This is a genomic window from Shouchella sp. JSM 1781072 (genome assembly GCF_041949915.1).
GTDB lineage: Bacteria > Bacillota > Bacilli > Bacillales > Bacillaceae_D > Shouchella.
In genome coordinates this window covers 154,720-180,690 of the sequence record NZ_JBHFQE010000003.1, presented here as the reverse complement: position 1 = coordinate 180,690, position 25,971 = coordinate 154,720, and the positions used below count along the sequence as shown (strand labels likewise).

General features: G+C 41.0%; 26 protein-coding genes. 11 read left to right on the top strand and 15 right to left on the bottom strand.

All coding sequences use genetic code 11. The features are described 5' to 3' along the window. Positions 1-30: 30 nt before the first annotated feature. Positions 31-303 (top strand): hypothetical protein, encoded by a 273-nt coding sequence (locus ACE1TH_RS14760; RefSeq protein ID WP_099303816.1) that lies wholly within the window; start codon positions 31-33, stop codon positions 301-303. 39 nt (positions 304-342) lie between these two features. On the opposite strand, the gene ACE1TH_RS14755 is transcribed toward ACE1TH_RS14760, so the two are convergent. The 3 genes from ACE1TH_RS14755 to ACE1TH_RS14745 all read right to left on the bottom strand — a co-directional run bounded on the left by ACE1TH_RS14755 (position 343) and on the right by ACE1TH_RS14745 (position 2,457). Beyond that, positions 343-987: an SGNH/GDSL hydrolase family protein gene (locus ACE1TH_RS14755; protein ID WP_099303814.1), complete on the bottom strand. Its 645-nt coding sequence runs from the start codon at positions 985-987 to the stop codon at positions 343-345. Positions 988-1,067: 80 nt separating this feature from the next. Further along, positions 1,068-1,565 (bottom strand): L,D-transpeptidase family protein, encoded by a 498-nt coding sequence (locus tag ACE1TH_RS14750; protein WP_099303812.1) that lies wholly within the window; start codon positions 1,563-1,565, stop codon positions 1,068-1,070. Between the two features lie 79 nt (positions 1,566-1,644). Further along, entirely contained in the window at positions 1,645-2,457 is an 813-nt protein-coding gene (locus tag ACE1TH_RS14745) for an MBL fold metallo-hydrolase (protein ID WP_255223943.1), read from the bottom strand. Between the two features lie 131 nt (positions 2,458-2,588). Between ACE1TH_RS14745 and ACE1TH_RS14740 the strand changes: the two genes are divergently transcribed. After that, on the top strand, positions 2,589-3,305 hold the full coding sequence (locus ACE1TH_RS14740; RefSeq protein WP_255223942.1) for a hypothetical protein: 717 nt from the start codon (positions 2,589-2,591) through the stop codon (positions 3,303-3,305). A 324-nt stretch (positions 3,306-3,629) separates the two neighbouring features. Here ACE1TH_RS14740 and ACE1TH_RS14735 read toward each other — a convergent pair whose 3' ends face one another. Together ACE1TH_RS14735 and safA are read right to left on the bottom strand one after the other, a co-directional pair. After that, on the bottom strand, positions 3,630-4,034 hold the full coding sequence (locus tag ACE1TH_RS14735) for a hypothetical protein (protein ID WP_375079358.1): 405 nt from the start codon (positions 4,032-4,034) through the stop codon (positions 3,630-3,632). Between the two features lie 120 nt (positions 4,035-4,154). After that, the gene (safA, locus tag ACE1TH_RS14730; RefSeq protein ID WP_099303804.1) at positions 4,155-4,781 is read right to left on the bottom strand and encodes a SafA/ExsA family spore coat assembly protein; all 627 of its coding nucleotides are present in this window, start codon (positions 4,779-4,781) and stop codon (positions 4,155-4,157) included. 289 nt (positions 4,782-5,070) lie between these two features. Here safA and ACE1TH_RS14725 point away from each other — a divergent pair, with 289 nt between their 5' ends. Then, positions 5,071-5,370: a hypothetical protein gene (locus tag ACE1TH_RS14725; protein WP_255223941.1), complete on the top strand. Its 300-nt coding sequence runs from the start codon at positions 5,071-5,073 to the stop codon at positions 5,368-5,370. A 52-nt stretch (positions 5,371-5,422) separates the two neighbouring features. Here ACE1TH_RS14725 and ACE1TH_RS14720 read toward each other — a convergent pair whose 3' ends face one another. Next, positions 5,423-6,118 (bottom strand): metallophosphoesterase family protein, encoded by a 696-nt coding sequence (locus ACE1TH_RS14720; RefSeq protein ID WP_176554409.1) that lies wholly within the window; start codon positions 6,116-6,118, stop codon positions 5,423-5,425. Between the two features lie 71 nt (positions 6,119-6,189). Continuing rightward, a complete protein-coding gene (locus ACE1TH_RS14715; RefSeq protein ID WP_099303798.1) occupies positions 6,190-6,636 on the bottom strand; it encodes a VanZ family protein in 447 nt (148 codons plus the stop codon). A gap of 300 nt (positions 6,637-6,936) precedes the next feature. Here ACE1TH_RS14715 and ACE1TH_RS14710 point away from each other — a divergent pair, with 300 nt between their 5' ends. Then, positions 6,937-7,326 (top strand): DoxX family protein, encoded by a 390-nt coding sequence (locus ACE1TH_RS14710; RefSeq protein ID WP_375079357.1) that lies wholly within the window; start codon positions 6,937-6,939, stop codon positions 7,324-7,326. A gap of 6 nt (positions 7,327-7,332) precedes the next feature. On the opposite strand, the gene ACE1TH_RS14705 is transcribed toward ACE1TH_RS14710, so the two are convergent. Both ACE1TH_RS14705 and ACE1TH_RS14700 read right to left on the bottom strand, forming a co-directional pair. Continuing rightward, positions 7,333-8,073: a DUF2087 domain-containing protein gene (locus ACE1TH_RS14705; RefSeq protein ID WP_375079356.1), complete on the bottom strand. Its 741-nt coding sequence runs from the start codon at positions 8,071-8,073 to the stop codon at positions 7,333-7,335. 215 nt (positions 8,074-8,288) lie between these two features. Next, positions 8,289-9,761 carry an MDR family MFS transporter gene (locus tag ACE1TH_RS14700; RefSeq protein ID WP_375079355.1) on the bottom strand — a complete coding sequence of 491 codons (1,473 nt, stop codon included), beginning with the start codon at positions 9,759-9,761 and terminating at the stop codon, positions 8,289-8,291. A 167-nt stretch (positions 9,762-9,928) separates the two neighbouring features. On the opposite strand from ACE1TH_RS14700, the gene ACE1TH_RS14695 reads away from it, so the two are divergent. Together ACE1TH_RS14695 and ACE1TH_RS14690 are read left to right on the top strand one after the other, a co-directional pair. Further along, on the top strand, positions 9,929-10,552 hold the full coding sequence (locus ACE1TH_RS14695) for a TetR/AcrR family transcriptional regulator (RefSeq protein WP_176554408.1): 624 nt from the start codon (positions 9,929-9,931) through the stop codon (positions 10,550-10,552). A gap of 144 nt (positions 10,553-10,696) precedes the next feature. After that, positions 10,697-13,675, top strand: coding sequence for a beta strand repeat-containing protein (locus ACE1TH_RS14690; protein WP_375079354.1), 2,979 nt, complete (start codon positions 10,697-10,699; stop codon positions 13,673-13,675). 74 nt (positions 13,676-13,749) lie between these two features. Here ACE1TH_RS14690 and ACE1TH_RS14685 read toward each other — a convergent pair whose 3' ends face one another. Then, the gene (locus tag ACE1TH_RS14685) at positions 13,750-14,205 is read right to left on the bottom strand and encodes a GNAT family N-acetyltransferase (RefSeq protein ID WP_099303786.1); all 456 of its coding nucleotides are present in this window, start codon (positions 14,203-14,205) and stop codon (positions 13,750-13,752) included. Positions 14,206-14,311: 106 nt separating this feature from the next. Here ACE1TH_RS14685 and ACE1TH_RS14680 point away from each other — a divergent pair, with 106 nt between their 5' ends. From ACE1TH_RS14680 to ACE1TH_RS14660, 5 genes are all read left to right on the top strand, one after another. Next, complete coding sequence (locus ACE1TH_RS14680; RefSeq protein ID WP_375079353.1) at positions 14,312-15,358, top strand: serine hydrolase domain-containing protein; 1,047 nt, start codon at positions 14,312-14,314, stop codon at positions 15,356-15,358. Positions 15,359-15,517: 159 nt separating this feature from the next. Then, the gene (locus ACE1TH_RS14675) at positions 15,518-16,201 is read left to right on the top strand and encodes a response regulator transcription factor (protein ID WP_255223934.1); all 684 of its coding nucleotides are present in this window, start codon (positions 15,518-15,520) and stop codon (positions 16,199-16,201) included. Next, positions 16,201-17,199 (top strand): sensor histidine kinase, encoded by a 999-nt coding sequence (locus ACE1TH_RS14670; RefSeq protein WP_255223933.1) that lies wholly within the window; start codon positions 16,201-16,203, stop codon positions 17,197-17,199. Before ACE1TH_RS14675 ends, ACE1TH_RS14670 begins: the two co-directional genes overlap by 1 nt. 82 nt (positions 17,200-17,281) lie before the next feature. Continuing rightward, entirely contained in the window at positions 17,282-17,965 is a 684-nt protein-coding gene (locus ACE1TH_RS14665; RefSeq protein ID WP_255223932.1) for an ABC transporter ATP-binding protein, read from the top strand. Further along, positions 17,962-20,562 carry an ABC transporter permease gene (locus ACE1TH_RS14660; RefSeq protein ID WP_375079352.1) on the top strand — a complete coding sequence of 867 codons (2,601 nt, stop codon included), beginning with the start codon at positions 17,962-17,964 and terminating at the stop codon, positions 20,560-20,562. The genes ACE1TH_RS14665 and ACE1TH_RS14660 overlap by 4 nt, the downstream gene beginning before the upstream one ends. Positions 20,563-20,606: 44 nt before the next feature. Here ACE1TH_RS14660 and ACE1TH_RS14655 read toward each other — a convergent pair whose 3' ends face one another. From ACE1TH_RS14655 to ACE1TH_RS14635, 5 genes are read right to left on the bottom strand one after another with little or no spacing between them, the layout of a single operon-like run. Beyond that, positions 20,607-21,767, bottom strand: coding sequence for a GerAB/ArcD/ProY family transporter (locus ACE1TH_RS14655; RefSeq protein ID WP_375079351.1), 1,161 nt, complete (start codon positions 21,765-21,767; stop codon positions 20,607-20,609). Positions 21,768-21,780: 13 nt separating this feature from the next. Next, entirely contained in the window at positions 21,781-22,911 is a 1,131-nt protein-coding gene (locus ACE1TH_RS14650; protein WP_255223929.1) for a GerAB/ArcD/ProY family transporter, read from the bottom strand. Next, entirely contained in the window at positions 22,908-23,129 is a 222-nt protein-coding gene (locus ACE1TH_RS14645) for a hypothetical protein (RefSeq protein ID WP_255223928.1), read from the bottom strand. The genes ACE1TH_RS14650 and ACE1TH_RS14645 overlap by 4 nt, the downstream gene beginning before the upstream one ends. Continuing rightward, positions 23,129-24,328, bottom strand: coding sequence for a Ger(x)C family spore germination protein (locus ACE1TH_RS14640; protein WP_255223927.1), 1,200 nt, complete (start codon positions 24,326-24,328; stop codon positions 23,129-23,131). Before ACE1TH_RS14640 ends, ACE1TH_RS14645 begins: the two co-directional genes overlap by 1 nt. Positions 24,329-24,349: 21 nt before the next feature. Then, a complete protein-coding gene (locus ACE1TH_RS14635) occupies positions 24,350-25,921 on the bottom strand; it encodes a spore germination protein (RefSeq protein WP_099303766.1) in 1,572 nt (523 codons plus the stop codon). Between the last annotated feature and the right edge of the window lie 50 nt (positions 25,922-25,971).

The following is a 25,971-nucleotide window of genomic DNA, read 5'->3' as shown; positions in this document are numbered from 1 at the left end:
GAACAAAAGCACGCATAAAGGAGTGTTACCATGAACCATTACAGTGAAGCATTACGAAATAAACTTCATGAGATTATTGGTGCACAGAAAATCCGCGCTCAAGAAGATGTGGTTGATCGTGCCGTTGCAAATGGTTTTGAAGATGAGACCGTCCGTTACGCACTCGCGGATTTGTTTAAAGAAGGCGCTCTTATTGAACGACCAGTTGAATTGGGTGTCGGAAAAGTACACGATTTCGAAGTGGATGAAGATAAACTGGAAAAAATTCTATTCGGTGTAAATGAAGGCATAGAGAAAAGTTGAAGCGGCTTCTCAGAAGCGAGCTTCAACTTTTTTATTTGTTTACCATGAATAGCCTAGGTGAGTTAAGACGGTTCTAGCGATCGCCATATGACCAACAGATGTTGGATGAATGCGATCTTGAGCGATTTCAACATCATCTAAGCCCTGCATCAATAGGTCGAAGGTGTGTGTTTGAATGTCGATAAACGTAGCTCCTGTTGATGCTGCAACTGCTTTTGTAAGGCTGCCGTATTGGTCCATCATTTGCCGCATAGGGTCGTCTACATTACTTTGAACATGAAATGGCGATAACAAGACAGTTTGCTTTGCGTTAGATCGTGCAATAAGATCTTCGTACGTTTCTTTAAATTCGTCAGGATACACATGGAGGGAAGACTTTTCTGAATGGTCAAATTGACGCCATACGTCATTAATTCCAATCATAATGACTAGCATGTCAGGTTTTAAATCAATAACGTCTTCTTGCCAGCGTTCACCGAGATCACGAATGGTATGACCATTGATGCCTTTATTTATGATATGATACGTTTTTTCGGGATAGGTGGCCTGGAGTAAAGCGTGAATATATGAAACATAGCCATTTCCAAGTTTGTCAGGATCATCTTCTCTCTCTAGGCGATTGCGGTTACAATCTGTAATCGAATCACCAATAAAAAGAATACGGTCATAATCAAGTACTGACATACGCTTCCCCTCATTTCGTTTTAACATTATTTTAATCGAACGAATATGAAATCTCAATGGATGGAAGCGAATCTACACGCTTATGGTTCAATGGTCACAGGGGTGCCGATGGGTACAGTCGCTGCAAGTTGCTCGACATCGTGATTGAACATTCTTATACAGCCGTGTGAGACAGAATGACCGATAGAAGACGGATCATTCGTTCCGTGTATACCGTAATGCTGTTTAGACAGAGACATCCACATTGTACCGAAAGGACCTCCAGGGTTAGGTGCTTTATTAATAATGACATAGCTGCCAACTGGTGTTTGCGTCAGCATTTTTCCAACTGCAATGGGGTATTGCTGAATTTGTTGACCATTATGATAGAGGGTTAGTTGATGTCGAGAGAGCGAAATGTGAATAGCGTATGGAATCGTTTGAGGGTCTGGTAAAGTTGGGATTCGTAATGATTGACCGACTATTAACTGGCTCGTAGGATGTAGATAATTGGCTTGAACGAGCTGAGCAAAAGGGATCCGGAAATCGCTGGAGACGCTATAAAGCGTTTCTCCTGGTTGGACAATGTGGGTATACATAACATCACCTTCATATTCTTTTTACCTATAGCTATGTGTGAAAATGAGGAAGCAATACAGAAAAAAGAAGAACCTTCATTTATCGTGAAGGCTCCTTTAAAATAGACGTAATAATATGCTTTGAATTCCACTGTCCGAAAGAAAAAAGGGTAATCGGATATTTACGTGGAAACAAGGTTTTTTGAATATCGCGAACAGGTTTGCCTTGCATATGTAGGGAGTTCACAAGGTCGGTGAGCTCATATAGATAGTCAAGTTTATTCTGAAGCTGCTTTTTTCCTTTAGGAAGATGGCCTGCGTGACAACAAAACACATCGTCAAATTCGTACTGCAGAACATGTTCGAGCGAGCGAATGATTTCCGGGATTGACTCACTTCGCATCATAACTTTCGTTTTGGTTTGGACGTAGAGATCTCCAGAAAAAAGCTGTCCTGTTGTTTCATTAAGAAGGGCAGAATGATCATAAGAATGCCCTGGTGTGTAAATACTTTTCCATGAAGATGTACGGCTCTGAAACTGTGCTGGCATAGGGTGAGGGCGAAATGGTTTGCGATTTCCCCAATATAAGCGACGATAAATCGGGTATGAGCCTGGTTGATGGGCTTCTTTATGTGAACGATTATTTAGAAAAACGGGCACCTTTCGGGTCTGTTGGAACCAGTTCGCGCAGCCTGTATGGTCTTCATGAATATGTGTACAGTAGAGCGCATCTGTTGCGTGTTTTTGCCAAAAAGGTGCAAAAAGGGAATGCAAAGAAGCACTTGCTGCATCGATTATAATGCCATCCGTTGCAAAGCTAATGGTGTTTAATTGAACGTTTCGGAATTTAATTTTTCCATTCGCCATATGGACGTTATGCGTGGAGTGCTCGGTTACTGTTTTTTTAAACATGATTAGACAAGCCTCTCTTTTAGAAAAAATGAATAGTCGTTCATTTTATTAAGTATAGCCCAATAGGTTTAAATTAACAATGTTTGTCTCTTGCGAATGAACATGTATGTAGAGAAGGAAGGACTAAAACGATGTCGTATCAATTTGAGAAAGAAAAGAAAGATTTTAGTGATTTTGCTAGTGGACGAGTGCTATACAACGCTCCAGGTTCTACAGCTTTTCCAGTGCGACTAACGAGTGAAGTTTTTCAACTAAGTCAGTCGTATTTAAATAAAAAGACGGACTTATCGATCTATGACCCTTGCTGTGGAGGCGCGCATATGTTGACCGCAATCGGCTTCCTACATGGGTCAGCCATTCGGGCGATCTATGGATCAGATATTAATACCGATATTGTAAAAATTGGACAAAAGAACCTTGATTTACTCACGTATCGAGGCTTACTAGAGCGGGAAGAAAAGCTCACATCCGATTATTTAGCTTATCACAAAGAAGCACATAGTGACGCGCTCGAAAGCGTACAGCGATTAAAGACTACTTTGCACGAAGTGGGTGAAAAAGATGGTAAGATTTTTCCGTTTGATAGTGCAGGAAGAGAAGCGCCCCCGTTGTCTAACATTAATCTTGTTATAACCGATTTGCCTTATGGAGATTTGGTTCAATGGGTGAGTGAAGAAGAAACACCGGTTAAGCAATTGTTAACGAATGTATATGAAAGGTTAGATCAATCAAATGCGATTGTTGCGATTGTTAGTGAGAAGTCAGTAGTTGTAGACCATCCACAATATCAACGAAAAAAGATGGTCAAACATGGAAAGCGTAAAATTACAATCCTTCAACCAATATAAAAGGAAGCGAAGGCGGTTCGCTTCCTCTTTAGGAGGTCCTTTAACATGAGTTTGCAAGATGGGTAGCATGGACAAAAGATCTTACATAACATAAAAGCGAGAAAGAATCTTTTTCTGTAAAAAGAGGGGAATACATTCAGGCTCTTATGATAAGAAGGTCTTTCATTACGCTGGCAGTTTTGTTCATCCGGGTGAGCCCTAAGTCAAGCTCACATTAGCACTATATGAACGTAAGTGACGTTTTGAACGACCAAACACCTACTATTTCGAAAAATGAGACAAGCGCCTACTGAAAATAGGCGCTTTTTAACAAGTGATGACATGCTAGGGCGTGGATGGCTCATAATGAATCGTATCAAATAAATCATGAGCAGAACGATCAATCGTAAAAAAAACAGATTGACCTTGTTGATTGATTAACATAACCGAACTAGGGTTATCTGCTTCGTAAACAAATACTGCTTGGGTCACAGTAGCATCAAACCAATAATTATGAACATGGTAGGGTTCGGAAAAATGAATTTTCACTAAGAAACCGCTTGGCGGTAACGGATTTATCTTTGTAACTAAGCCATCAATTGATGTCAGTAACTCTTTTGCAACATCTTCTGCCTTTGCTGTAGACGCTGTTTGAAATACAACCTTTTCCTCGTCGAGTGAAAATACCTCAATAGGAGAAGAGGCGAATGCGTCTTGGTGAATGAAGAGTGATGTACATAATAAGAGCATGCAAACAATTATTTTATAATAACGCACAGAACCACCTCTTTATTACGATCTCCTATTGAAGCTAGTCTATACGTGTGCAGGCAAAAAGCGCGAATCACGAATGATCCACGCTTTTCCAAATTATCGACTTATAAACATTTGTGTCCAGTAGTGACCGTACGATCCTCCTTGTGCATAGCCAATGCCAATCTCTGTATAGTTAGATGAGAGAATATTTTGACGATGGCCGGTGCTATTCATCCACGCGTTAAAAACTGCTTGAGCACTCGTTTGACCGGCTGCGATATTTTCACCTGAAGCGCGATAGTTAATGCCGAAATCGCGAATCATTTGATGAGGACTGCCATATGTAGGGGATGTGTGGTTAAAATAGTTGCGATCACGCATCTCATCTGATTTGAATCGTGCCACACGAGAAAGCTCCCAGTTTTCTTTTAATGGTTGAAGACCGTGTTTCGCTCGTTCTGCATTGACGAGTTGAACCACTTCTTGTTCCATAGAAAGATTTTGCGTGTTTTGACCAGGTAATTGAATCGTTTGGCCTGGATAAATCACGTTAGGGTTTGAAAGCTGTGGATTCGCATCAATAATATCGGAAACGCCGACTTGATAACGAACAGCAATTTTCCACATTGTATCACCAGATTGAACGGTGTGCGACGAAGCAGCTTTCGCATCTGATGAAAAGCCATAGACAAAAGTGACGGACAATAAAAGTGTGGTGAAAAAAGTAAGTAATGTTTTCATAGGTTTTACTATAATGCCGAATAAAAGGAAAAAAAAGAGGAGAGAGTTGGGTGAATTTGTAAGAATGCGTAAAAATGGAGAAGAAAGGATGTTTCATTTCAGTTTCTTTACAACAGTGTAACATATGAATTAAATAATTACGATTCTCACACGTAATTTCCGATTAATTCCAGATATGAAGATAAAGGCGCAATTTTTTGATAAATAGGTCCTTGTTAAAGCGATTTGGTCGATGACGTCATAGTCTACTTTGTACAACTTCATATCTTGTGTTGAAAGGAGAGTACGAATGGCTATAATTATTCCGGTACCGGGTCTTGGATCTGTAAATGTGTTAACTGGAAGTGAGGATGTTGTGCGGACCACATGCCGATCAGCTTCTCTGCTTGGTCCAGAGGTTATCGTCGTGCAAGACGGTACGCTTTTAGCCGCAGCATGTGGAACGAGAAGAGTGGCGCTTGTTGCGTATTTAGCTGATTTGAATAACTTAAGTTTAGTGCAGATTATTGCAGCACTTCTTTCATTAAGTTTGGAATCGGTCGAACTTCAAGCCCAAGAGACTATTTTTATTGCCCCATTTCAAGGATAAACGAAACAGCCTGGGAGGACGCTTATTTGCTACGGTCTCTCAGGCTTCTGTATTATTCAGCTAATTTGCTTTGTTCAAACCACGTAAACGAACCTTGCGAATTAATACGTAAGGCGAAAAGTTTTCCACCAAACACAAGACCTCCATCCATGCCAATTTTCGTTTCACATTCAGAATACCAAGGCGTTGCTTGTGGCTCTGAGTGAAGCATTTGCACAGGGGTATGCCCGAAAATAATCGTTTTGTTCGTTGGATTCGTTTGTTGATGAAATTCATCACGAATCCATAAGAAATCGTGAGACGTATTTTCTTTCCAATCGGTACGTTCCGGGTTAATCCCGGCATGAACGAAAAGGTAGTTGCCCCACTCATAATAGATAGGAAGCTGTTTTAAGAAATGAATAATTTGTGGAAACGTTTCTGCAATCGCTCTTCGTTCGTCGATTTCGTCTGACGTTCCTAAAAAAGAATGGATGGTTTCTTTTCCACCATTTCGAATAAAGCGCTCTGTCTGCCATTCGTTTAACCAATTCATAAACATATCTTCATGATTACCCTTCAATGCAATTGCCCCGTGTTCGTGAACAAGACGTTGAACCAACTCCACGACTTTGCGAGAATCTTTTCCTCTATCAATGTAATCTCCAAGAAAAATGAGCTGATCATGATTTTTATCCCAATGCTGTAGCAATTCGATGAGTTCTTCATAGCAACCGTGAATATCGCCTACAACAAATACATTATCCAAATGGAACCCGTCCTTTTTTCTTTTTATTATAGCAAAAAATGTACGATTGGTAACAGATGGAACCGCAATAATTATTGATTCGTTCGCTGAGTAAAGCGGACAGATAGTAGCCAGTAAAAGGCGATACCTGCTGTAGCACCTATGCTATCAATAAGTACATCTGATAGTTGGCCACTTCGCCCAGGAATGTAAAGTTGATGGATTTCATCAGAAATCGCATAAAGTACACAAATAATAAAAGCAATAAACAACTGTCGCTTTCCTGCTAGTGGCGTCGTATGCAAACCAAACATAACGAGTACGCCTAAAATAAAATATGAGCCGATATGAGCCCCTTTTCTAAGCAGTGTGTGAATCCATTCATGTTCCGTGAGGTTGAAAAAAGGAACAAATGAATCAATGAAATCAAGAATTCCGCCACTAAGAGAAGATGAATCTCCTCCTGGTTGATGAGATAAGTAAAAGATGACACCCATCCATAAAAGAACGGAGCCCCAAGCAATAATCGTACGTATCATAGTAAGTCCTTTCACACGCTTAAACGACAAACTCGACAAGCGTTCGTGTCGTTTTGTTTACTAATTTTAAAGAAGGAAAAGGTTCGACGGTATTCCCCAGGAAATAATTGAGAAATTTCTCTCAATGTGAAGAAATCGTCAACGGTTGATGGAAGAGTAACGTTAAATTCGACAATCTTATAATCTACATTAGTAGGCTTTTCGATAAAGCACAAGGATTTTGGTTTTCTTTTTTGTCGAAAATGTTTGATTTTTCAAAAGGTGGGAAAAGGTAGATAGTCGTTTTTTAGGAGGGATGGAATGAAAGGACTTCGAATTATGTTTTCCGTTATGTTGACTGTAATTGGTATTCTTCATTTTACACATGAAAAAGTTTTTAGAAGAATTATTCCGCCTGCGCTACCTTTTAGGAAAGCGGCAGTATTGATCACAGGTGTAGCGGAGCTTCTTTTTGCCGTCTTACTTTGGGTTCAAAAGGGCCAAACAGTCGTTGGGAAATTATTAGCGCTCTTTATGATTCTCGTGTTTCCAGCGAATATTTATTCGACGTACAAAGATAATTTGAGAATTGGCGACAAAAAAGTACCTCAGTGGGCGTTGTGGGCGCGATTGCCAATGCAGGTTCCATTAATTTATGGCGCGATAAAGTTAACGCATTCACATGACGTACATAAAGAAGAAAACCGCTAATGCACATTAGCGGTTTTTCCAGTATTGAGATCCTTCTGTGTCTCTTTTCATAAACCCATACTCGATTAAATAGCGTCTGAGAGTAACGAAGTCATCGTATGTGCGTTGCAAGATTTGATTCACTTCTTTTTCAGAATAGTTGCGGTCAAATTCAAAATCATTCATCAAGTAGCGCAAAATCACAAGCTTCTTTTTTTCTTTCCTAGGAAAGACGGTCATCTTTCCATCGATAATATAGGTTTCTAATACTTGGCTTTCTTCTTTTGCAGTTATGGCATACCGTTCATCCATCATCCTCGCTCCTTCATGGAAATGTATAAATGACTCTTTTTGAGGGTCTCGTGTTAATGCCATTAAAGCTAAAAATACCTTCGCTTGCTTTTCTTTCTCCTTAAGCTTAAATCGATAATTTCGTATGGTTGAGGGACTTCCTCCAACGATTTCTGCGATTTTCTTGTCATCGAGCCCATCATAAAAATACTTAAGAATATCCCGCTGTTGTTCAGATATGCCAGTATACTTTTTATCCATCTGTATAAGCTGGTTAAAAGGCGATTCGTGTTGCGTTCGAATATGGAGTTCAATGGCTTTTTGGGCTTCAAGTAAAAGCTCATGATAGGGATAGATCACCCCTTTAGAGAATGTTTGCTCACAAAAAAGGCATTGGTACTCCTCGTGCTGTTTGTTATAACGGAACCCAACTTGAAGTTCTGCTATAGTTGCATCCCAACGTGCGTTTTTAGTCATTTTATAAACATTTCTCCTTTTTGTTTACTCATTTATAAACATAATATAATAAAGTTTTGAATTAGACAATACCAGATGGAGCTTCTTAATTTGGACCATTTGGGCAATTTCCCACTCTGCGTTAACGATTATCTCTTCACACCGTTCATATAAAAAAATCTACAGGGATCATATGCGATCAATCCTGTAGATTCTTTCGAAGAATGTTGTTCCTTCTATTGTTTTCTCGTCTGAGACGTTCGTTTTACGAGTAAAGCAAGAACGACAGCAGCAAGTGCAATATAAAACCCAGTGGAGAAGCTTTGTTGCGAGCCGTACGTTAAGGCATCCATCATTTGTGAGTCAGTTGCTTCACTTGGTGAGATACCTTGGTCGCTTAAATAACTTTGCTGACCTGTCTCCATTACGGAAATAAACAGTGCTGCGCCAATAGCGCCTGACACTTGCATGAGTGTGTTCATGATAGCAGTACCGTGTGGATAAAGTTTTTCTGGAATCTGATTCAATCCGTTTGTTTGCGCCGGCATCATAATCATTGCCACAGCAACCATGAGTACCGCCTGTTGAACGATGACAATCCAAACAGGTATGCCTGGAACTGTGTACCGATAAGAAAAGACAACAGCGGCAAGAATAATTGTTCCTGGTATTAACAATGGTCGTGGACCAAATTTATCAAACAATCGTCCCATAATAGGTGACATAGCCCCGTTTAATAGACCACCAGGAAGCATCACAAGACCTGCGACGATTGGTGTGAAGAGCAACGCGCCTTGCATATAGATTGGCATGACAAGCATCATCGCAAACATCGTCATCATAACCATCATCGCCATCACAAGTCCGAGAGCAAACATAGGGTAACGGAAAACGCGAATATCTAATAATGGGGAGTCTAGTTTGAGTTGACGGTAGACGAATAAGCCGAGTGAAACGAAACCGACAACGAGAAAAATAAAGACAGACGGATCGGCAAAGCTTGCGTCGCCTTTTCCTGCCGCACTAAATCCGTATACAATCCCCCCAAAACCAAGTGTTGAGAGTAAGAAAGAGAGAATATCTAGCTTTGGCTTTGACACTTCTGCCAAATTGGTTAACACTTTCATTCCAAACAAAAGGGAGCCTAGCGCAATTGGTAAAATGATAAAGAATAACCAGCGCCATGATAAATTTTCTACAATGAGACCGGACACTGTTGGCCCAATTGCAGGAGCGAACATAATTACAAGTCCAACCATTCCCATTGCGGCTCCACGCTTTTCGACAGGGATGACAGCTAAAATAATATTAATTAGTAACGGAATCATAATGGCCGTACCGACTGCTTGGGTTAAACGACCAATAAGTAGGACCGAAAAGACTGGGCTAAACCCTGAGATTAGCGTTCCGATAGAAAATAATGCCATCGCGGTTATAAATAATTGCCTCGTTGTAAAACGCTGCATAAAGTATGCAGAAACAGGAATAAGTGTCCCAATTACAAGCATATAGCCTGTTACGAGCCATTGCGCTGTACTCGATTGAACACCAAAGTCAGCCATAATTGCATTTAAAGCGACGTTAAGAATAGTCTCGCTTAAAATCGCTACAAATGCACCGGAGAGTAGAACGGCAATGACTGGTATTGGATTTAATTCTGGTTTGTTTGTTTCTTTGGCGGCACCACTGCCTTCAGCAACAATTGCCATATATATAAAACCCCCTTATGATCTAAAAAATAACGAAACGCCTTCGTATAGCTAAACTATCTTATCACCATGAATTACGAAACGCAATAGGTTCGTAATTAATTGTCAGCGGAAAAAGGGAGTGCTACACTAATAAAAAAGGTTAAATGTTAGGAGGGAAGGCAGAATTGAGCACTGAACAACATGAACAAGAGGATGTAAAGAGAGGCAGACCTTTAGATTTAAGTCGCAATCAAGTGATTTTAGAATCAACGTTAAATGTTTTAGCTGAAGTTGGTTACGATGGATTAACAATCGAAGCTGTTGCCGCAAGAGCAAAAGTTGGAAAAGCGACGATCTATAGACGCTGGCCGTCTAAAGTTGCGCTTATTATTGATGCTTCTGCCTCGGTTAGTCCGTTTGAGACATTAAGCGAAAAACTTAATACGGAACAAAGTTTGCGTGAGCAACTAGTCGACTTACTCAGTCTTGTGTTTCAAGGAGAGCACGATCACCATCAAAAGGCGCTCACTGCCATAGGTTCAGCTATACCGCACCATAAAGAATTGGAAAAAGGGCTTCACAATGATTTCTACCAGCGCCATAGGCAAACGATTGAATCCATTGTAAAACCCTTTTTAAAAGATGGTCATTTAAAGCATGCGGATTTAGATTTACTAGCGGATATCGGTCCAGCGCTCATAACGTACCGAGTATTTTTGATCGGGAAGCCGTTCGACCGTGCTTATGTTGAACGAATTGTTGATACGTTGCTTATTCCGATGTTAACTCCGTTTATGCGGAGCAAATAGCCTTTTAAACTTGTCGAATGTGATCGGCAAGTTTTTTTGTGCGTTTTGCTTATTTTCCTGTTTATTAGGGTGCATCACCATACCATTTTATTCGTTCTGCATAGGTTAATAGAACGAATATGTAGAATGGAGGTGTGTGTCGACATGGTGTTAGTGGTGAATGAAACAGAATTACGTAATGCAATTGCTGCTCAGCAAACTCCGTTGGAGATAGGGGCAAGTTTCTTCATTTCGAGTCAGCTAACGATCAATTATAATGTCGTTATTATTAGTGCAGGAGCTATACAAACATTAACAAAAATACCTGGGTTCCCTTTGCCAGGGTACATGTTTTCCATTACGAATGGGGCAACAGTCACATTTCAAAATATAACCCTTGATGGCAATCTTAATGGTGGAAATCCAGTTGGTAGCTTAAATAATCGTAGTTTAGTAAGTCCTCAAGGAGGATTTGTTACGCTAGGGAGGGGAACGACGTTACAAAATAATTATTCTTATCAAGAAGGCGGAGGGTTTTATTTACGTGGGCTTGTTGCTTCTCCGAGCGGTTTAGTCATGAATGGAGATGCGCGAATTGTTGGTTGTGCATCGCGCACAAGTGGTGGGGGTGTGATGATTGCACGCCGGAATGCAGGTGATTCGGTTTCGATATCAGACAACGTCTTTATTAGCGGGAATACGGCCAATCAAGGTGGAGGCATATTTTCGAATGTTTATGTCGATGGGATAGGTGGCGATTTACCTATTTCCGGAAATGTACAGATCATCAGCAATGCTGCTGGTGGAAATGGTGGCGGTGTGCACGTAACCAACAGTAGTGGTTCTGCACCAAATCCAGGACCCGTGTCTTTAACGATTTCGGATGCAGTGAACATATCGTTTAATCTTTCATCAAGTGGCGCAGGCGTATATTTTTTAGCAACAAACCCTAACGATGCGTTAACCATTACAGGTGCAACAACATATGCCAGGAACCAAGCTCGATTGAATGGTGGCGGTGTTTATGCGGTTATAGCGAATACAAGCCAAGCGAATGTGTCTGTTACGGGAGCAACGTTTACAAATAATACGGCCGACATTAATGGTGGGCTTGGTGTGTTAACCGCTGGAGGAGCAGTCACAGTCAATGATACAATCTTTACGTCAAATGTAGCGTTGAATGGTGCTGGTGGCGGAATTTTAGTGAATAATACGTCCGTATTAAATGGGCTAACGCTAAATGTCGACAATGTAACTGCTACACAAAACCAAGCTGGAAGTAACGGTGGAGGGATACTGATCTCTGGAAGTGAAGCACCATTGACGGCAAGCATCATCAATTCAGTGTTTACGGAAAATTCAGCTGATGAAAGCGGTGGCGGTGTAACATTTACGAATGTAGCAAGTTCATCTGTAACAATTGCTAATGATACGTTTACCGGAAACCAAGCAGGATCGTTTGGAGGCGGATTCTTTTTTGCTTCAAACTTAGGTGGGAACAATGATCTCAATCTTATCGATTCAGTTTTCAATTTAAATACTTCTGGTAATGAAGGCGGTGGCATGCGGTTAAGCGGAGGTCCTGGTATTTTAGCAGCCTCTATTACAAACAGTATCGTTGATGCGAACCAGTCAGAAGGAAATGGCGGTGGTGTTTGGTATACAGGTGACAATAGTACGCTTCTTGTAAATGGCGCAACTGTTATTCAAAATAATCGTAGCGCCACGGGCAGTGGCGGCGGTATTTACTTTAATACGGCTACTGGAACAGTAACTTTAACCGATAACGTCACAATCACTGGAAATCAAGCTGGGTTTGTTGGCGCAATAATTAGCAGCAACGGCGGTGGTGTCGACGTTACCACTGGTAGCTCCGTCATAAGTGGCAATGTGTTAATCGCAAATAACACCGCTGGTCGAAATGGTGGCGGGGTTTACTATAATGGTGTTGGAACGAATCTGATAAATGGCGGAACGATTGATGAAAATTTAGCTGGAATTAATGGTGGAGGCCTTTATCAATCAGGTGAGACGACCCTTACCGTAACGGGAGGCATTGTTCAAACTAATACAGCGACGGTTAATGGAGGCGGTTTATATGTAACTGAAAATGCAGTGGGTACGTTAAGTGGCGGAACGATCCAAGCAAATACTGCGCAACGAGGTGGAGCAGCCTATATTAGTACTACCGGTACCTTGACTGTTACAGATGCTAGTACGATTACAGGCAATACGGCAATAGTTGCTGGTCCAGGTGTTTATAATGCTGGAACAATTAACCTTTCTGGGGTGAGGGATATTACAAATGGCCTCTATCTTCTCGCTGCGCCAAATGTTGCCCAAATCATTGGCCCCCTTGCTGGTTCGACCATCCAACTTAATAATACGCCTTACGTAACGCCAAATGAGCAAGGGACACCGATCGTCGTTGCCGTAGCGACACCAGCGTACCCGACACTCACACCTGCAGATGCCGCTGCATTTGTTAAACCACCTGTAGGTTTTGATGGCTGGGAAGTACGGCTAGAAGGAACGACACAAGTGGTGATCGCGCCAATTACGTATACGATTACGTATTTAGGTTTGTTCCCTGGCCAAGTTAATCCCAACCCAACCACGTACAATGTGACACAGCTTCCTATCGTGTTGCAAGACCCTTCTCCAATTCCTGGTCAAACCTTTGATGGCTGGTTTAATGATGCGGGGGAGCAAGTTACGGTGATTCCAGAAGGAACAACTGGAAATCTGGTTTTAACGGCAAGGTTTTCACCAGTTGTTAATGTGGGGACGGTCACGTTTTTTGCAAATGATGCAGGAGGTCCACCAGCGACAAATATTCCTGATCCTATTCAGTTCATAATAGGAGATGATGTCACGATTCCATTGCAAATTCCGATTCGCCCTGGTTTCCGCTTTGGTGGTTGGAATACAAGTCCAGATGGAACAGGCATCACGTATCAGCCTGGTCAAACGGTCGGAAATCTTCAAGATGATCTTGATCTATTTGCGATTTGGATACCAGGCCCACCTACACCGCCTCGTCCGAATCCGCCCGCATATATCGTAAAAGCACGTTACTGTCGACTTCTAAAGAAAAAAGGGGTCATTGGTTGTCGAAAAAACAATAAAAAAAGCGAGTGCTAAACTCGCTTTTTTGTCTTGGAAAACGTGTAAAATATGAAAAAGAAGGTATACAAGTGACATGGACGATTTTCTAGCTATCTTTTTAACATCCCTTCATATATACCAGGGCTAGAATCTTGGATGAGTGTCGCACCGACTGTTTTCTCATAAAACGTTGCTGGTCCAACACCACCGATAATGCCATACCCGTAGCCAGACTCTTTCATCCCATGAAGAGCGCGTAGCAACAGTGCTTTCCCTGCGCCAAGTCCTCTTGATGCTTCTTGGACACCTGTAGGGCCAAAGAAATTTTTTAGTGTTGCGTCATAACATGCAAAACCAATTAATTCTTCTTTTTGAATCGCAAGGTAACAAGAAATCGGTTCGCGACTAAAAGCAACATCACATTCATCTGCCCAACCCTTGCCAAAATGCTTACCAATCCAATCCAAGACAATTGATTTTTCAGGAGCAAGCGCACGTCGAATCGAAAAATTTGCTGATGATTCTTCTTTTGGTAATGCATACAAAGCGACAAGCATATCACTCATAAAAATCCCACCTTTCTTTAAGCTATATTCGGTATGAACAGATTGATTCCTTCAATCATGCTGAATAGAGAACACATACATTTTAATCGGAAGAGGAGTGTAACGTATGCAAGAAATCCAAGATTATCTCCAAAAAGAAGTTGCCAACAAGTCAATTCCCGGAGCAGTACTAAGTGTTTCTAAAAAAGGTAAGACTGTTTTTCGTGAGTCGGTTGGATATGCTTCTGTCTACCCAGAAAAAAAACGAATGACGACTGAAACCATTTTTGATTTAGCATCACTGACAAAGGTAGTTGTAACTTTACCGCTGACGTTAATGTTGCTCGATAAACAGTTTCTTTCCCTCGATACAAAGGTAAGTCGATTTGTTCCATCTTTCCAGAAAGAAGGGAAAGAAGCGATCACAATTCGCCATTTATTGACGCACACGTCTGGTTTGAAAGCACACCACCCATTTTATAAAGAAGAACGCACAAGCAACATACCAGATAAGATTGCATCGATGCCTCTGCTGGCGTTCCCTGGAAAGCGTGTCATCTACAGTGATTTAAACTTTATTCTCTTGCATCATATAATCGAAAACGTAACCAAAACAGACTTACCTACTTTTGCGAACGAGCAACTTTTTACGCCTTTAAATATGAAACAAACGTCCTTTTCGCCTACAACAGGATCTTATGCTTCTACAGAATGGGATGAGAGCACGCAACAGTATCTACATGGTATCGTGCATGATGAAAACGCAAGGTACTTTGGTGGCGTAAGTGGTCACGCAGGACTGTTTTCAACAGTGGAAGACTTAGAATCTTTTTCAGAAATGGTCGAGCAAAATGGTTTTTACAAAGGGAAACAACTTATAAGTGAATCAATAATGAAACAGTCGAAACAAAGCGCAACAGAAGGGTTAAATGAACGACGAGGCTTAGGGTGGGTAATAAATAATCCTGGTTATTCCTCATGCGGCGAGCGGTTTACATCTTTTTCCTATGGGCATACCGGCTTTACTGGAACGAGTATGTGGTTGGACCCAATGGACGAGTTGAGGGTCATCTTTCTAACGAACCGCGTTCATTTTGGAAGAGAGAATAAAGAGATTATTCGAATACGTGCGGAGCTGCACGACTTAATTAAGCGAAAAACTGAAAGGATATAGATGGTATTCTTTCAGTTTTTTTGTCGTTCGGAGACGAGGAATAGACGTTTGCTAAATAATCATTGTAGAAATGTGTAAGCTGTAATACGATACAATATGTAAAGAAATGAGAAGTAAGAGTATTTAGAATAAAATTTTTGCAAAAAGGACGCGTTCGTTTTGACACTATTACTAGTAGAAGATGATGAGATTATCGTTTCTGGTTTGGAATATACACTTCAGCAAGAAGGGTATGATGTTCTTGTTGCCAATACTGTTGAAGAGGCGAAAGAAATCATTCACAATCAGCTTCAGCACATAAATGTATGTTTGTTTGATTTGAATCTACCTGACGGCAATGGTTATCAACTTTGTTCTCTTGTGAAACAAAAGCGAGATATCCCTGTTTTGTTTTTAACAGCGATTGATGATGAAGGCAATGTTGTCAAAGGCCTTGATATGGGAGCAGATGATTATATTACGAAGCCGTTTCGCGTCAAAGAGCTGTTAAGTAGAATTCGCATGGTCTTAAGAAGATATGTACGCCAAACAAAGGCGAAGGACACAGTGTACTTTGGTTCTATCTCGATTCATTCACTTGAAGGGAAAGTATTTAAACATCATGAAGAGCTCCATTTAACCGCGTTAGAGTATCGATTATTAATGATCTTTGCTAAACATCGTGGGCAAATATTAACACGAGAACAGTTACTTAATTTGATTTGGGACTCTGCAGGTGATTTTGTTAATGACAATACATTAACGGTTTATATCAAACGATTAAGGGAGAAAATTGAAGATGATCCCCAGTCACCGACATTCATTCAAACGGTTCGAGGTTTAGGATACAGGGTGGGAGAATAATGTTTCGAAATAAAAAACTAAGACATAGCACGGCGTGGATGATCGGCCTAGGCATTGTCTTAATTGTGATTGCAAGCTTCCAATCGTTATGGTTGGTAGGGAGCACAGCATTAGTCGTCATGGCTATGGTATCTGTCCACCTTTATTATTCATATAATCGATACAACGAAATGGAAGATCTCTCTATTTATTTGCGGAGAATAAGTAGTGGGTCGTTTTCACTTGATGTACGTGACAATGATGAAGGGGAAATTAGTATCTTAAAAAATGAAATATATAAAATGACTCAACTTTTATCGGAGCAAAAAAGTCAAGCTGACGATAGCAAAATTAAACTGGCAGAAGCACTCGCAGACATTTCTCATCAGTTGAAAACACCATTAACATCAATGACGGTTATGACGGATTTGCTCGCGCAAGATCAGTTGCCAAAAGAGAAACGAGACGAGTTTCTTGGACATATATCCAGCCAATTAAGCCGCATGGAATGGCTTGTTACGTCTTTGCTTAAATTATCAAAGATTGATGCTGGAACGATTACATTTGCAAAGGAGGAAAGTAGTGTCGAGCGCTTAATCCATGAGACAGTGTCTCCTTTAACGATTCCAATGAAAGATAAGCAGATTCATTTCGAGACAGTTGGGGATTTGGACGCGTTCATTGCTGCTGATTTCCGTTGGACAAAGGAAGCTCTTAGTAATATTCTCAAAAATGCAGTGGAGCACACGAATAGTGGAGGTAAGGTGACAATGACAGTTACCGAAAACGTGCTGTTTACAGAGCTGACGGTTCATAATACAGGCGAGCCGATCACGCCCAAAGACTTACCACACATTTTCAAACGTTTTTACCAAGGCAATCACGCCCACAAGCAAAGTGTAGGAATTGGACTTGCTTTAACGTATCATATTGTGACAAAACAAAATGGTGCCATACATGTTGAATCGACCAAAAGAGATGGGACCAGTTTTAGTGTTCGATTTTACAAAGGAACATGACAAAACTGTCACTTAACAAGTCACGAACCCGTCACTTTAGACAACTATACTAAATGGAACAAAGTCATATGGGGGCGAAACAATGGAAATGTTAAACGTTCAAAACTTGTCTAAAGTGTACGGTAAAGGTGATACCGCGGTGAAAGCGTTAGACAATATATCGTTTTCGGTGAAGAAAGGGCAATTTGTTGCGATTATCGGACCGTCAGGGTCTGGAAAGTCGACATTGCTTCATTTGTTAGGCGGAGTTGACCGGCCAACAAGTGGCCACGTATCGGTTGACCAGACAGATATGTATCAACTCAACGAAACCCAACTGGCGATTTTCAGGAGACGTCAAATTGGGCTCATCTATCAATTTTACAATCTGATTCCGATCTTAACGGTTGAAGAAAATATTACGTTGCCTATGTTGCTTGATGGACATAAAGTCGATGACACAAAACTAACAAATATGCTAGAACGTCTCGGTTTAGAAAAGCGATCACAATATTTACCGAATCAGCTATCCGGTGGGCAGCAGCAACGGGTGTCAATAGGGCGTGCGTTGATAAGTAACCCCGCCATTATGCTTGCTGATGAACCTACAGGGAATTTAGATAGTAAGAACAGTAAAGAAATCATAGATTTATTAAAGTATTTTAACCGTTCATTGAAGCAAACGTTAATTGTGATCACTCATGATGAGCGGATTGCTCTTCAAGCAGATCGAATTATCACAATTGAAGATGGGAAGGTTGCCAGTGATGAGGTGACTGGTCGATGACTATTATCAACAAGTTAACCATTCGCAACTTGCGGGAAAATAAAAAACGTACGATGGTGACATTATTTGGCACCATCGTTTCTGTGGCAATGATCTTTGCTGTTGCGACAATTGGTACATCATTAATGGATTTGCTTCAGCGAAATGCAGCTTCTAATAGTGGCGAATGGCATGTGTCATATAGTGATGTTAGTGGTCCGGAGGTAGAGGAGCTACGTTCGTTCGACAGGACAGGGGATTTAATCCTGCACAATCGCTTAGGTTTTGTAGAAGAGCAAGCTTTTTTAGAAGAGACGGGAAAACCGTTTTTGTTTATTAATGAATTTAATGAAGAAGGTTTTTCGTATTTCCCATTAGAGTTAGAATCAGGTCGTCTACCTGAATCTGAAAAAGAACTGGTGTTATCCACCGCAGTTCGTGGTGTTCTTGATGAATATGAACTTGGTGAAACCGTGGTCCTTGAATATGGCAATCGGGTGCTTGAAGATGGAAGCTATTTAGATGAACATCAGTTCGTCGAATCTGTTTATGATGAAGAAACCAATGAGTACATTGATTCAGAAGAAGTGTTTGAAGTGGTGGGGGAGCGAACATTTACAGTTGTCGGCTTTGTTGAACCCCCTTCATGGGAACCAGCTTGGGGGCCAGTCCATACGGCAATTACGTTTTACGATGAGAAGCAGCTAGTCTCCGAAACGGTTACAGATGCACGGATTGTGGCTGATCGTGTGAATCGATCCCTGTTTGACGACGTCGAGCCATTAAATGAAATGCTAGGACAAGATGCAGTCTTTAACGATGATATTTTGCGTTACCATGGATTAACACCAAACGATACGTTGCAAACAACGCTTTATTCCATTGTTGGTATTATTATGATCATTATTGTGATTGGATCGGTTTCCCTAATTTTTAATGCCTTTGCGATATCGGTATCAGAACGATCAAAACAACTAGGCATGCTTTCAAGTGTAGGCGCAACAAAAAGACAAAAGCGAAACTCTGTTTATTTTGAAGGGCTCATTATCGGTCTTATTAGTATTCCAATTGGACTTGTAGCAGGTTTTGTAGGTTTGGCTATTACCTTTTACTTTATTAATGATGTGTTTCAAACAACAATGGGCATTTCAGAAGAATTATATGTTGTCATTAAGCCAATGGCGGTCTTGATTGCTGTTGCAGTTTCATCATTAACCATCTTTTTCTCCTCTTATATTCCAGCGCGACGAGCCTCGCGTATTTCAGCCATTGATGCCATTCGTCAATCAAATGATGTGAAGTTAACAAAGAAAACGATTAAAACATCGCGATTCACCACGTGGCTTTTCGGCATGGAAGCAGAACTTGCACTTAAGAATCTTAAACGAAATAAGAAGCGATACTACATCACGGTATTTTCCCTTATTATTAGCATTGTTTTATTCTTGTCTGTGACGTTCTTTACATCTACAATGACGCAATCGATTACGCTGACACAACAAGATCCGCAGTACGATTTATCGGTCTATTCGTCGGAAGGAACGAGCGACTATGAGCAGCTGTTAAATGATGAAGACGTCATGGACTCCGTTCGTGATACGCAAATTGCTCGGGAACTATCATTAATTGGTCAACCTAGAGTAGAACAGATTCCAGAACGTATGAATGAACAATTTCAGGAACTAGAGGCAACCGCTGAATCATTTACCTTTAACGTTCGTGCCATTGGATTAGATGAAGCATCTTATACGGACATGATTGAGAACGCGAAACAAACTGGGGAGCAACGTTTGCCTGATCATACTCCAGCAATCGTGGTGGAAACAATACAATATCCTGATGACGAAGCGGGTCAGTATGTAGAAGCAACGGCAATTGATACAGAAATTGGAGACACGCTATCTTTAGAAGTCTATGATTGGGAGAAAGAAGAAGAAGTGAGCATTGATTCTGTTGAGGTAGTGGGCTTAACAGATGAATTGCCTTTAAATGTAGGGAATTTATATCTTGGAGATGTCGTGCTCATTATAGAACAGGAGCGCTTAAATCAATTGTTAACAGGAACGAATGAGTTTGAGCCAGACGATGGAACCTTGTATTTAAAAAGTGAGCACCCTAATGAAACGGAGGCTGCAATTGATAGCATTGGAAACGAACGATTAGGCATTTGGAATCAATATGAACGGGTTGAAAGCGACCTGCAAATGGTGTTCGTCCTAAGTGTATTTACGTATGGTTTCATCGCGTTGATTACACTCATATCCGTCGCAAATATTTTTAATACCATTTCGACTGGAGTTGGATTGCGCAAAAAAGAACTGGCAATGTATCGTTCAATCGGAATGACGCCACGATCGTTTCGAAAAATGATCCGATTTGAAAGCTTGTTTTATGGCATCAATGCATTGGCTATCGGGTTGCCCGTAAGTTTTGGCGTGATGTACTTGATGTATCGGACCATGCTTGGAAGTTTTTATTATCCATTTACGGTTCCATGGGTTGCCCTTGGCTCCGTTATCATCGCCGTGTTTATTATCGTGACCCTTGCCATGACGTATGCGGTTTCAAAAATAAAAAAAGAAAGCATTATTGATGGCTTAAAACAAGAGAATATGTAATTGGTAAACCGGGGACTCCTTTCTAAATCGTCTCCGGTTTTTTATTACGTACTGGATGTGGAAGAAAGGCTGTTGCTTCCTTTTGATTGATGCTTTGGATACAAAGGAAGATGGTTCTTTTTTCGGCGAATGGCGCCAATTAAAACTAAAAGAGCTGGAAAGACAAACCCGACTAGAATGGACTGAGGAATGCTCACAAAGCGATAAAATTCTCGTTCTTGCACAACGCTGTCAAACATCGTCAAGCTAACAAACAAAAGGAGCATCCCAACTGGTAGGAGTAGAGCTTTGCTATCTTTCAGTTTAAACAAGTGTGAAATGCCTTCCATAATCGCAAACAAATAAAGCAGTAAGTTAAAGTAAATGGAGATAAACCAAATTATCGTAATGGTCGCTTCAATTCGTTCTAGAAACTCTCCAAGCTCAATTCGTTGTGCCAGAGATAGAGCCGGATAAAAATCTCTGCCCGTTACTTGTGGAGATAAGACCGTAATACAAAGAAACGTGAGTATGGTCAAAATGGTACAGCCAATCAAATAGCCAATCCAAAGAGCGCGTTCTCCAGATTTTTTAGAATTGAGGTACCGGGGGAAAACCGCCAATTGAATGACGACATTGCAGACCACATTCCCCATAAAAAAGGCGAGTGCGTTCGCGCCATCTGATACACTCATTCTCATCATAGGCTCCAACATCTTAACGTCTACATCAGCCGTATTCAGACCAATTAACAAAATTAGTGGAGGTATAAAAAAAATACTAATAAGTGTTGCCGTCCGAGCGATGGGCTCGATCCCGCAATATACCCCGTACATAATCGTCAACATACAGAGTAAAAAAAGAACAAAAAGAGGCGTACCAGGTAATAAGAAATTCGCCATAAATCCGACGTTATAAGAAATAATTGCTGGGAAGTGAAACAGCGGGAAGAGGAGAAACAGAGCAGAAGCAACTGTGCCAAAAGCTTTCCCTAGAATCATATCATTCATTTGAAAAATCGTACCGTTAGGCATCCAGCGAGCAAGTACGGTATAAGAAAAGATAATCGGAATTCCAATTAAACTGCCAATTATCGGAAAGAGCCAAGCGTCTTGAGCAACGAAATAAGCCATAGAAGCAGGGATGCCTAGAAGCGCTGTACTACAAGTGGCATAAATCACCATAAATGTATAAGAAACACCGGTAAAAGTTTGATTTGATTCCATTCTTACACCTCCCTTATCCACTATTAGATGGATCTTTTGAAACAGATACTTGTTTTGACCGGGCTCTTTTTATACTACCGATCAAGAACAATAACAACGGAATGAGCCCTCCTATTCCGAGCGACAGCCACATCGCTGGACCAATGTAGAACTCATAATCTGCCGCAGAGTCGTCGAATGCCTGTAGCGGAATAAAGACGAAAAATAAGGCAAGTGGTACGGTTAGAGGGCGAGGATTTTTGAGAGAAAAGACATTTCCAATCCCACTTACGACGACGTATAAATAAAGAGTGATTTTGAAGTAAATCGTGATAAACCAGATAATGGTTAGCAATGCTTCCACACGCTCCGCGAAATCACCAAAAGACACGCGCTGTGACAATGAAAATAAAGGATAATACGAACTCGTCATTAACTCTGGTCCGAGTACAGAGATACATAACAATGTTACGAGAAACAAGGTCAAGCAAGCAGCTAAGTGCCCTTCAAAAAAAGCTCTTGATGCTTTTTTCTTGTCTTGTACATATTTTGGAAAAAAACTCAGAATTAAAAAGTTATTACATGCGGTAATAGCGAAATAAAACAGAAAAGCAGAGATGTATTGATTGTCTTCTCCACGAAAAAACGGTTGTACAAATTCAATCGACACCTCGGTTATTTTAAAAATAAACAGCATAATTAAAGGTACAAAAAAGAAAATGCTTAATAATTCTGCTGTCCGTCCTAGGGTGGTAATGCCCAGGTACGCGCCCATAGCGACAATTGACATACAAATGCCGACAACGATTACGATGGGGGTTTCAGGTAAGAGATGATTGTCAATGAACGTAAGCGAATAGTGTAGCTTCGTTGAAACAGTTAAAAATGGAAGTGCGGTAATCAACACGACATTGACCGTGCCGAACGTTTTACCAAGAATCGATTTACTAACTTCAAAAATATCTTTATCGGGGTACCATCGAGCGATGATTGTAAATAACCAGATAAAAGGTAAGCCAGCAATCGTTCCGATGAGAACAATCCACCATGCATCCCGACCAACCATGGTGCCGATGATTAAAGGGAGGCTTAGTAACGATGTGCTGCAAGTACTAAACAAAACAAGAAATCGAAATTGGTTCGTTGTTAATTTTTCACGAATCATGTCTCGACACCTTGAATCGCTTTGACAAGCCTCGTCAGTCCATTGGCGAAGCTTGGTAGATCAATCTGCAACACATAGGCAGAACCGTATACGAGTCCAATTCCTAAAATCGTAAAGAAAAGGATGCTCATTTTCCGATCGCCTTTTAATTTCTTTTTCTGACTGACATAAATGAGATACGCGATACCGAGCAACACGATCATTTGAAAGATAAGCATTACGTATCTCCTTTCTTCAGAAATGAATTAATAATACTTCCGCTATCAGTAATGTGAAGGTTGATGTCAATCTCCACGTCGACTTGAGGATATAAGGTATCCCATTGGTCCCGATTCGCTTCCCAGTAATCGGGATGGTTGCGATAGACGTCTTGTCCAATTCCGAGAACGTCTGTCTTTAACTCCTTTGTTTTATCAATTGTGCTATAGAGCGTTTTCGTAAATTCTTCGCTAGCAAATTCCTCTACTTTTTGATAGGAAGAGGGGAGCGCAAGATCAAGGCTTTCGCAATCTACTTCGGAAATGGTGCCATCTACTTCAAATTTGTATGTCGCTTTAGGTACGTCGTGAATGATTTCAGTCTGTAACTCTCGGTGGACATCCCGAACTTCTATAGCAATTTCTCCTCCACCAGGACACGTAAAGCTGCCGACACTGTCGCTGACATCTTGCGTTAAATAATCTAGTCCTTTACTGTCAGTTGAATTGAGCCAACCAATCAGTTTGTTTTGCTTGAACAACGCAATTTCATCAATTCGCAACATGGCGGCGGGACTGTTCACCTCAGCATTGGCTTTCGTTTTTCCTTTTTCTAAATCGCCGGAGACTTTAATTCCCATAATAGAAGGTTCAATGCCTTCAGCCATCATTTCCTGGTAGAGCTCATCAAGGGTCATCGCTTTCGTACCGCCATAAGAACGGAGTGAAAAGCTAATGGAATCAAAAATATTTTGTGATGGTAGTGTTTCAAGTGGCGTGATGATATCTAACACATCGTGGGCACGTTCTCCTTGCGAAACAACAATATAGAAATCGGATCGAGATTCATGATCGCGATAAAAGAAATCAAGTACATGTTCCAAACCATCTTTCGCAACGTCTTCACTAATCACAAGTACTTTTAATTGCGAAATAAATGAGCGTCGTGGCGACTTTTGTACCATTCTTCGTAATGATTCATGAATCGTTTTTGAACGCTCCTGTACATTCATCGCTTGGGCATATCCACGCCCTGTTTCTTGTGAGGCGATCTCAGCAGGATTCATCGCTTGCATCGTCAGAATGTATTCATCCTCGTCTTTATCAATCGCCATTCCAACAATTAGAGACAGTTCGTTTAGTTCCCAACGATCCCAGCATCCGGATAAAGAAAGGCATAACACAAGAAATAAAATCATTAATTTTGTGTTCTTCATCATCGTGTTACCCCCCTAAATCTATTAGTTGTCTGGACTTGGACGTTTACTTTGATCGCGAATTAGGTCATTTTGATCGCCAGGTTTTGGTCGTTCCTTCATCATCCATTTAGGTGCGCGAAAAATCATATCTTGTTGATTTTTACGGACAAATGGTGTGAACCCTTCCATATAAGGAACGCCGAATGATTTCAAACTAGAAAGATGAAGGAGCATAGCGGTAAAGCCGATACAGATCCCGACTAACCCAAAGGAAGCAGACAGCCCCATAAAGCCGAAACGTAAAATTCGAATCGGGATGCCAATGTTGTAACTTGGAAACACAAAGCTTGAGATTGCTGTAATGGAAACGACGATTACGACTGCAGCGGACACAATTCCGGCTTGCACAGCGGCTTGTCCAATGACAATGGCGCCAACGATGGAAACCGCTTGACCAACTGGCTGAGGCATGCGAATTCCGGCTTCACGCAAAATTTCAAACGTAATTTCCATAATGAGTGTTTCAATAAATGTAGGAAAAGGGGTGCCTTCTCGCTGGGCAGCTAGGTTTCCTAATAAACCAGTTGGGATGAGTTCTTGATGAAACGTCGTCACAGCGATATATAAAGATGGACCGAGTAACGCGATTAAAATACAACCAAAGCGTAGGATCCGAATCAATGTACTTATATCAGAACGCTGCGTGTAGTCTTCGGTATTGTGAAAAAAATGTACGAATAATGCCGGTACAATCATGACCATTGGTGAGCCATCAACGATAATCGCGATTTTTCCTTCAAGTAGGTGAGAAACCGTCGTATCAGGACGTTCCGTCGTATAAACCGTTGGAAACGGCGTATAAAAAGAATCTTGGATAAGCTCTTCAACGCTGCCATCTTCTAAGATGCTGTCAGTATCAATTCGCTCCAACCGCTCATAAAGTTCTGTAACTAAGTCTTTATCCACAATGCCGTTAACATAAGCAATTGAAATGGATGTTTTAGAACGTTTTCCTAATTTCATCGAATCAATCCAAAGGTTTTCATCTGCGAGGCGCCTTCGGATGAGGGACGTATTCACACGCATATTTTCAACAAATCCTTCGCGTGGTCCGCGCACGACTGTTTCGGTGGTAGGTTCAGCTACTTGTCGTTCAGAAAATTGAGGAATGGCTACGGTAATACAGGTCGAAAAACCTTCCATTAAGCAAATACAGCTTCCTTTTAGTAATTTTTCTAATAGCGTTTCGTACTCAAGTGCGATTTCTGTATGCCCGATTTCTTCAAGACTTAGTTGAATCGTCGATAAGGTCTCACCTTGTGAAAGATCAAGGTTCTTGGCGCCACCGATCATTTTTTGCAATGCTCGGTCATCCACGAGGCCATCTATATAAACCATGGAAGCCTTTATTTTCGTTTCTTGACCAAATGAAAAGGGTCGAAAAACCAAGTCGTCACTTTTGCCGATAATTTGTTGAATGTATGTAAGTTTCTCATCAAGTGTCTTTGCTGGTTGTACGTAAATCGTTGAGGAATTGCCTTTTTTGTCCACGGTAATTGCCCCTTTTTTCCCTGAATGATCGTTATTATGTGAAGTGGAGTGAAAAACATACATAAATGAATCTTATTGCGAAAAATTGTTATGAAACACACACGTGCATACAT

What these genes read in the sequence shown, in the direction of transcription:
- ACE1TH_RS14700 (WP_375079355.1), bottom strand. Translation starts at nt 9,761, where the DNA reads ATGGCAATTGTTGCTGAAGGCAGTGGTGCCGCCAAAGAAACAAACAAA.
- ACE1TH_RS14640 (WP_255223927.1), bottom strand. Translation starts at nt 24,328, where the DNA reads ATGATGAAGAACACAAAATTAATGATTTTATTTCTTGTGTTATGCCTT.
- ACE1TH_RS14655 (WP_375079351.1), bottom strand. Translation starts at nt 21,767, where the DNA reads ATGGAATCAAATCAAACTTTTACCGGTGTTTCTTATACATTTATGGTG.
- ACE1TH_RS14650 (WP_255223929.1), bottom strand. Translation starts at nt 22,911, where the DNA reads ATGATTCGTGAAAAATTAACAACGAACCAATTTCGATTTCTTGTTTTG.
- ACE1TH_RS14755 (WP_099303814.1), bottom strand. Translation starts at nt 987, where the DNA reads ATGTCAGTACTTGATTATGACCGTATTCTTTTTATTGGTGATTCGATT.
- ACE1TH_RS14740 (WP_255223942.1), top strand. Translation starts at nt 2,589, where the DNA reads ATGTCGTATCAATTTGAGAAAGAAAAGAAAGATTTTAGTGATTTTGCT.
- ACE1TH_RS14745 (WP_255223943.1), bottom strand. Translation starts at nt 2,457, where the DNA reads ATGTTTAAAAAAACAGTAACCGAGCACTCCACGCATAACGTCCATATG.
- ACE1TH_RS14760 (WP_099303816.1), top strand. Translation starts at nt 31, where the DNA reads ATGAACCATTACAGTGAAGCATTACGAAATAAACTTCATGAGATTATT.
- ACE1TH_RS14725 (WP_255223941.1), top strand. Translation starts at nt 5,071, where the DNA reads ATGGCTATAATTATTCCGGTACCGGGTCTTGGATCTGTAAATGTGTTA.
- ACE1TH_RS14715 (WP_099303798.1), bottom strand. Translation starts at nt 6,636, where the DNA reads ATGATACGTACGATTATTGCTTGGGGCTCCGTTCTTTTATGGATGGGT.
- ACE1TH_RS14690 (WP_375079354.1), top strand. Translation starts at nt 10,697, where the DNA reads ATGGTGTTAGTGGTGAATGAAACAGAATTACGTAATGCAATTGCTGCT.
- ACE1TH_RS14750 (WP_099303812.1), bottom strand. Translation starts at nt 1,565, where the DNA reads ATGTATACCCACATTGTCCAACCAGGAGAAACGCTTTATAGCGTCTCC.
- ACE1TH_RS14660 (WP_375079352.1), top strand. Translation starts at nt 17,962, where the DNA reads ATGACTATTATCAACAAGTTAACCATTCGCAACTTGCGGGAAAATAAA.
- ACE1TH_RS14665 (WP_255223932.1), top strand. Translation starts at nt 17,282, where the DNA reads ATGGAAATGTTAAACGTTCAAAACTTGTCTAAAGTGTACGGTAAAGGT.
- ACE1TH_RS14685 (WP_099303786.1), bottom strand. Translation starts at nt 14,205, where the DNA reads ATGAGTGATATGCTTGTCGCTTTGTATGCATTACCAAAAGAAGAATCA.
- ACE1TH_RS14635 (WP_099303766.1), bottom strand. Translation starts at nt 25,921, where the DNA reads ATGTATGTTTTTCACTCCACTTCACATAATAACGATCATTCAGGGAAA.
- safA (WP_099303804.1), bottom strand. Translation starts at nt 4,781, where the DNA reads ATGAAAACATTACTTACTTTTTTCACCACACTTTTATTGTCCGTCACT.
- ACE1TH_RS14680 (WP_375079353.1), top strand. Translation starts at nt 14,312, where the DNA reads ATGCAAGAAATCCAAGATTATCTCCAAAAAGAAGTTGCCAACAAGTCA.
- ACE1TH_RS14705 (WP_375079356.1), bottom strand. Translation starts at nt 8,073, where the DNA reads ATGACTAAAAACGCACGTTGGGATGCAACTATAGCAGAACTTCAAGTT.
- ACE1TH_RS14710 (WP_375079357.1), top strand. Translation starts at nt 6,937, where the DNA reads ATGAAAGGACTTCGAATTATGTTTTCCGTTATGTTGACTGTAATTGGT.
- ACE1TH_RS14670 (WP_255223933.1), top strand. Translation starts at nt 16,201, where the DNA reads ATGTTTCGAAATAAAAAACTAAGACATAGCACGGCGTGGATGATCGGC.
- ACE1TH_RS14645 (WP_255223928.1), bottom strand. Translation starts at nt 23,129, where the DNA reads ATGCTTATCTTTCAAATGATCGTGTTGCTCGGTATCGCGTATCTCATT.
- ACE1TH_RS14735 (WP_375079358.1), bottom strand. Translation starts at nt 4,034, where the DNA reads ATGCTCTTATTATGTACATCACTCTTCATTCACCAAGACGCATTCGCC.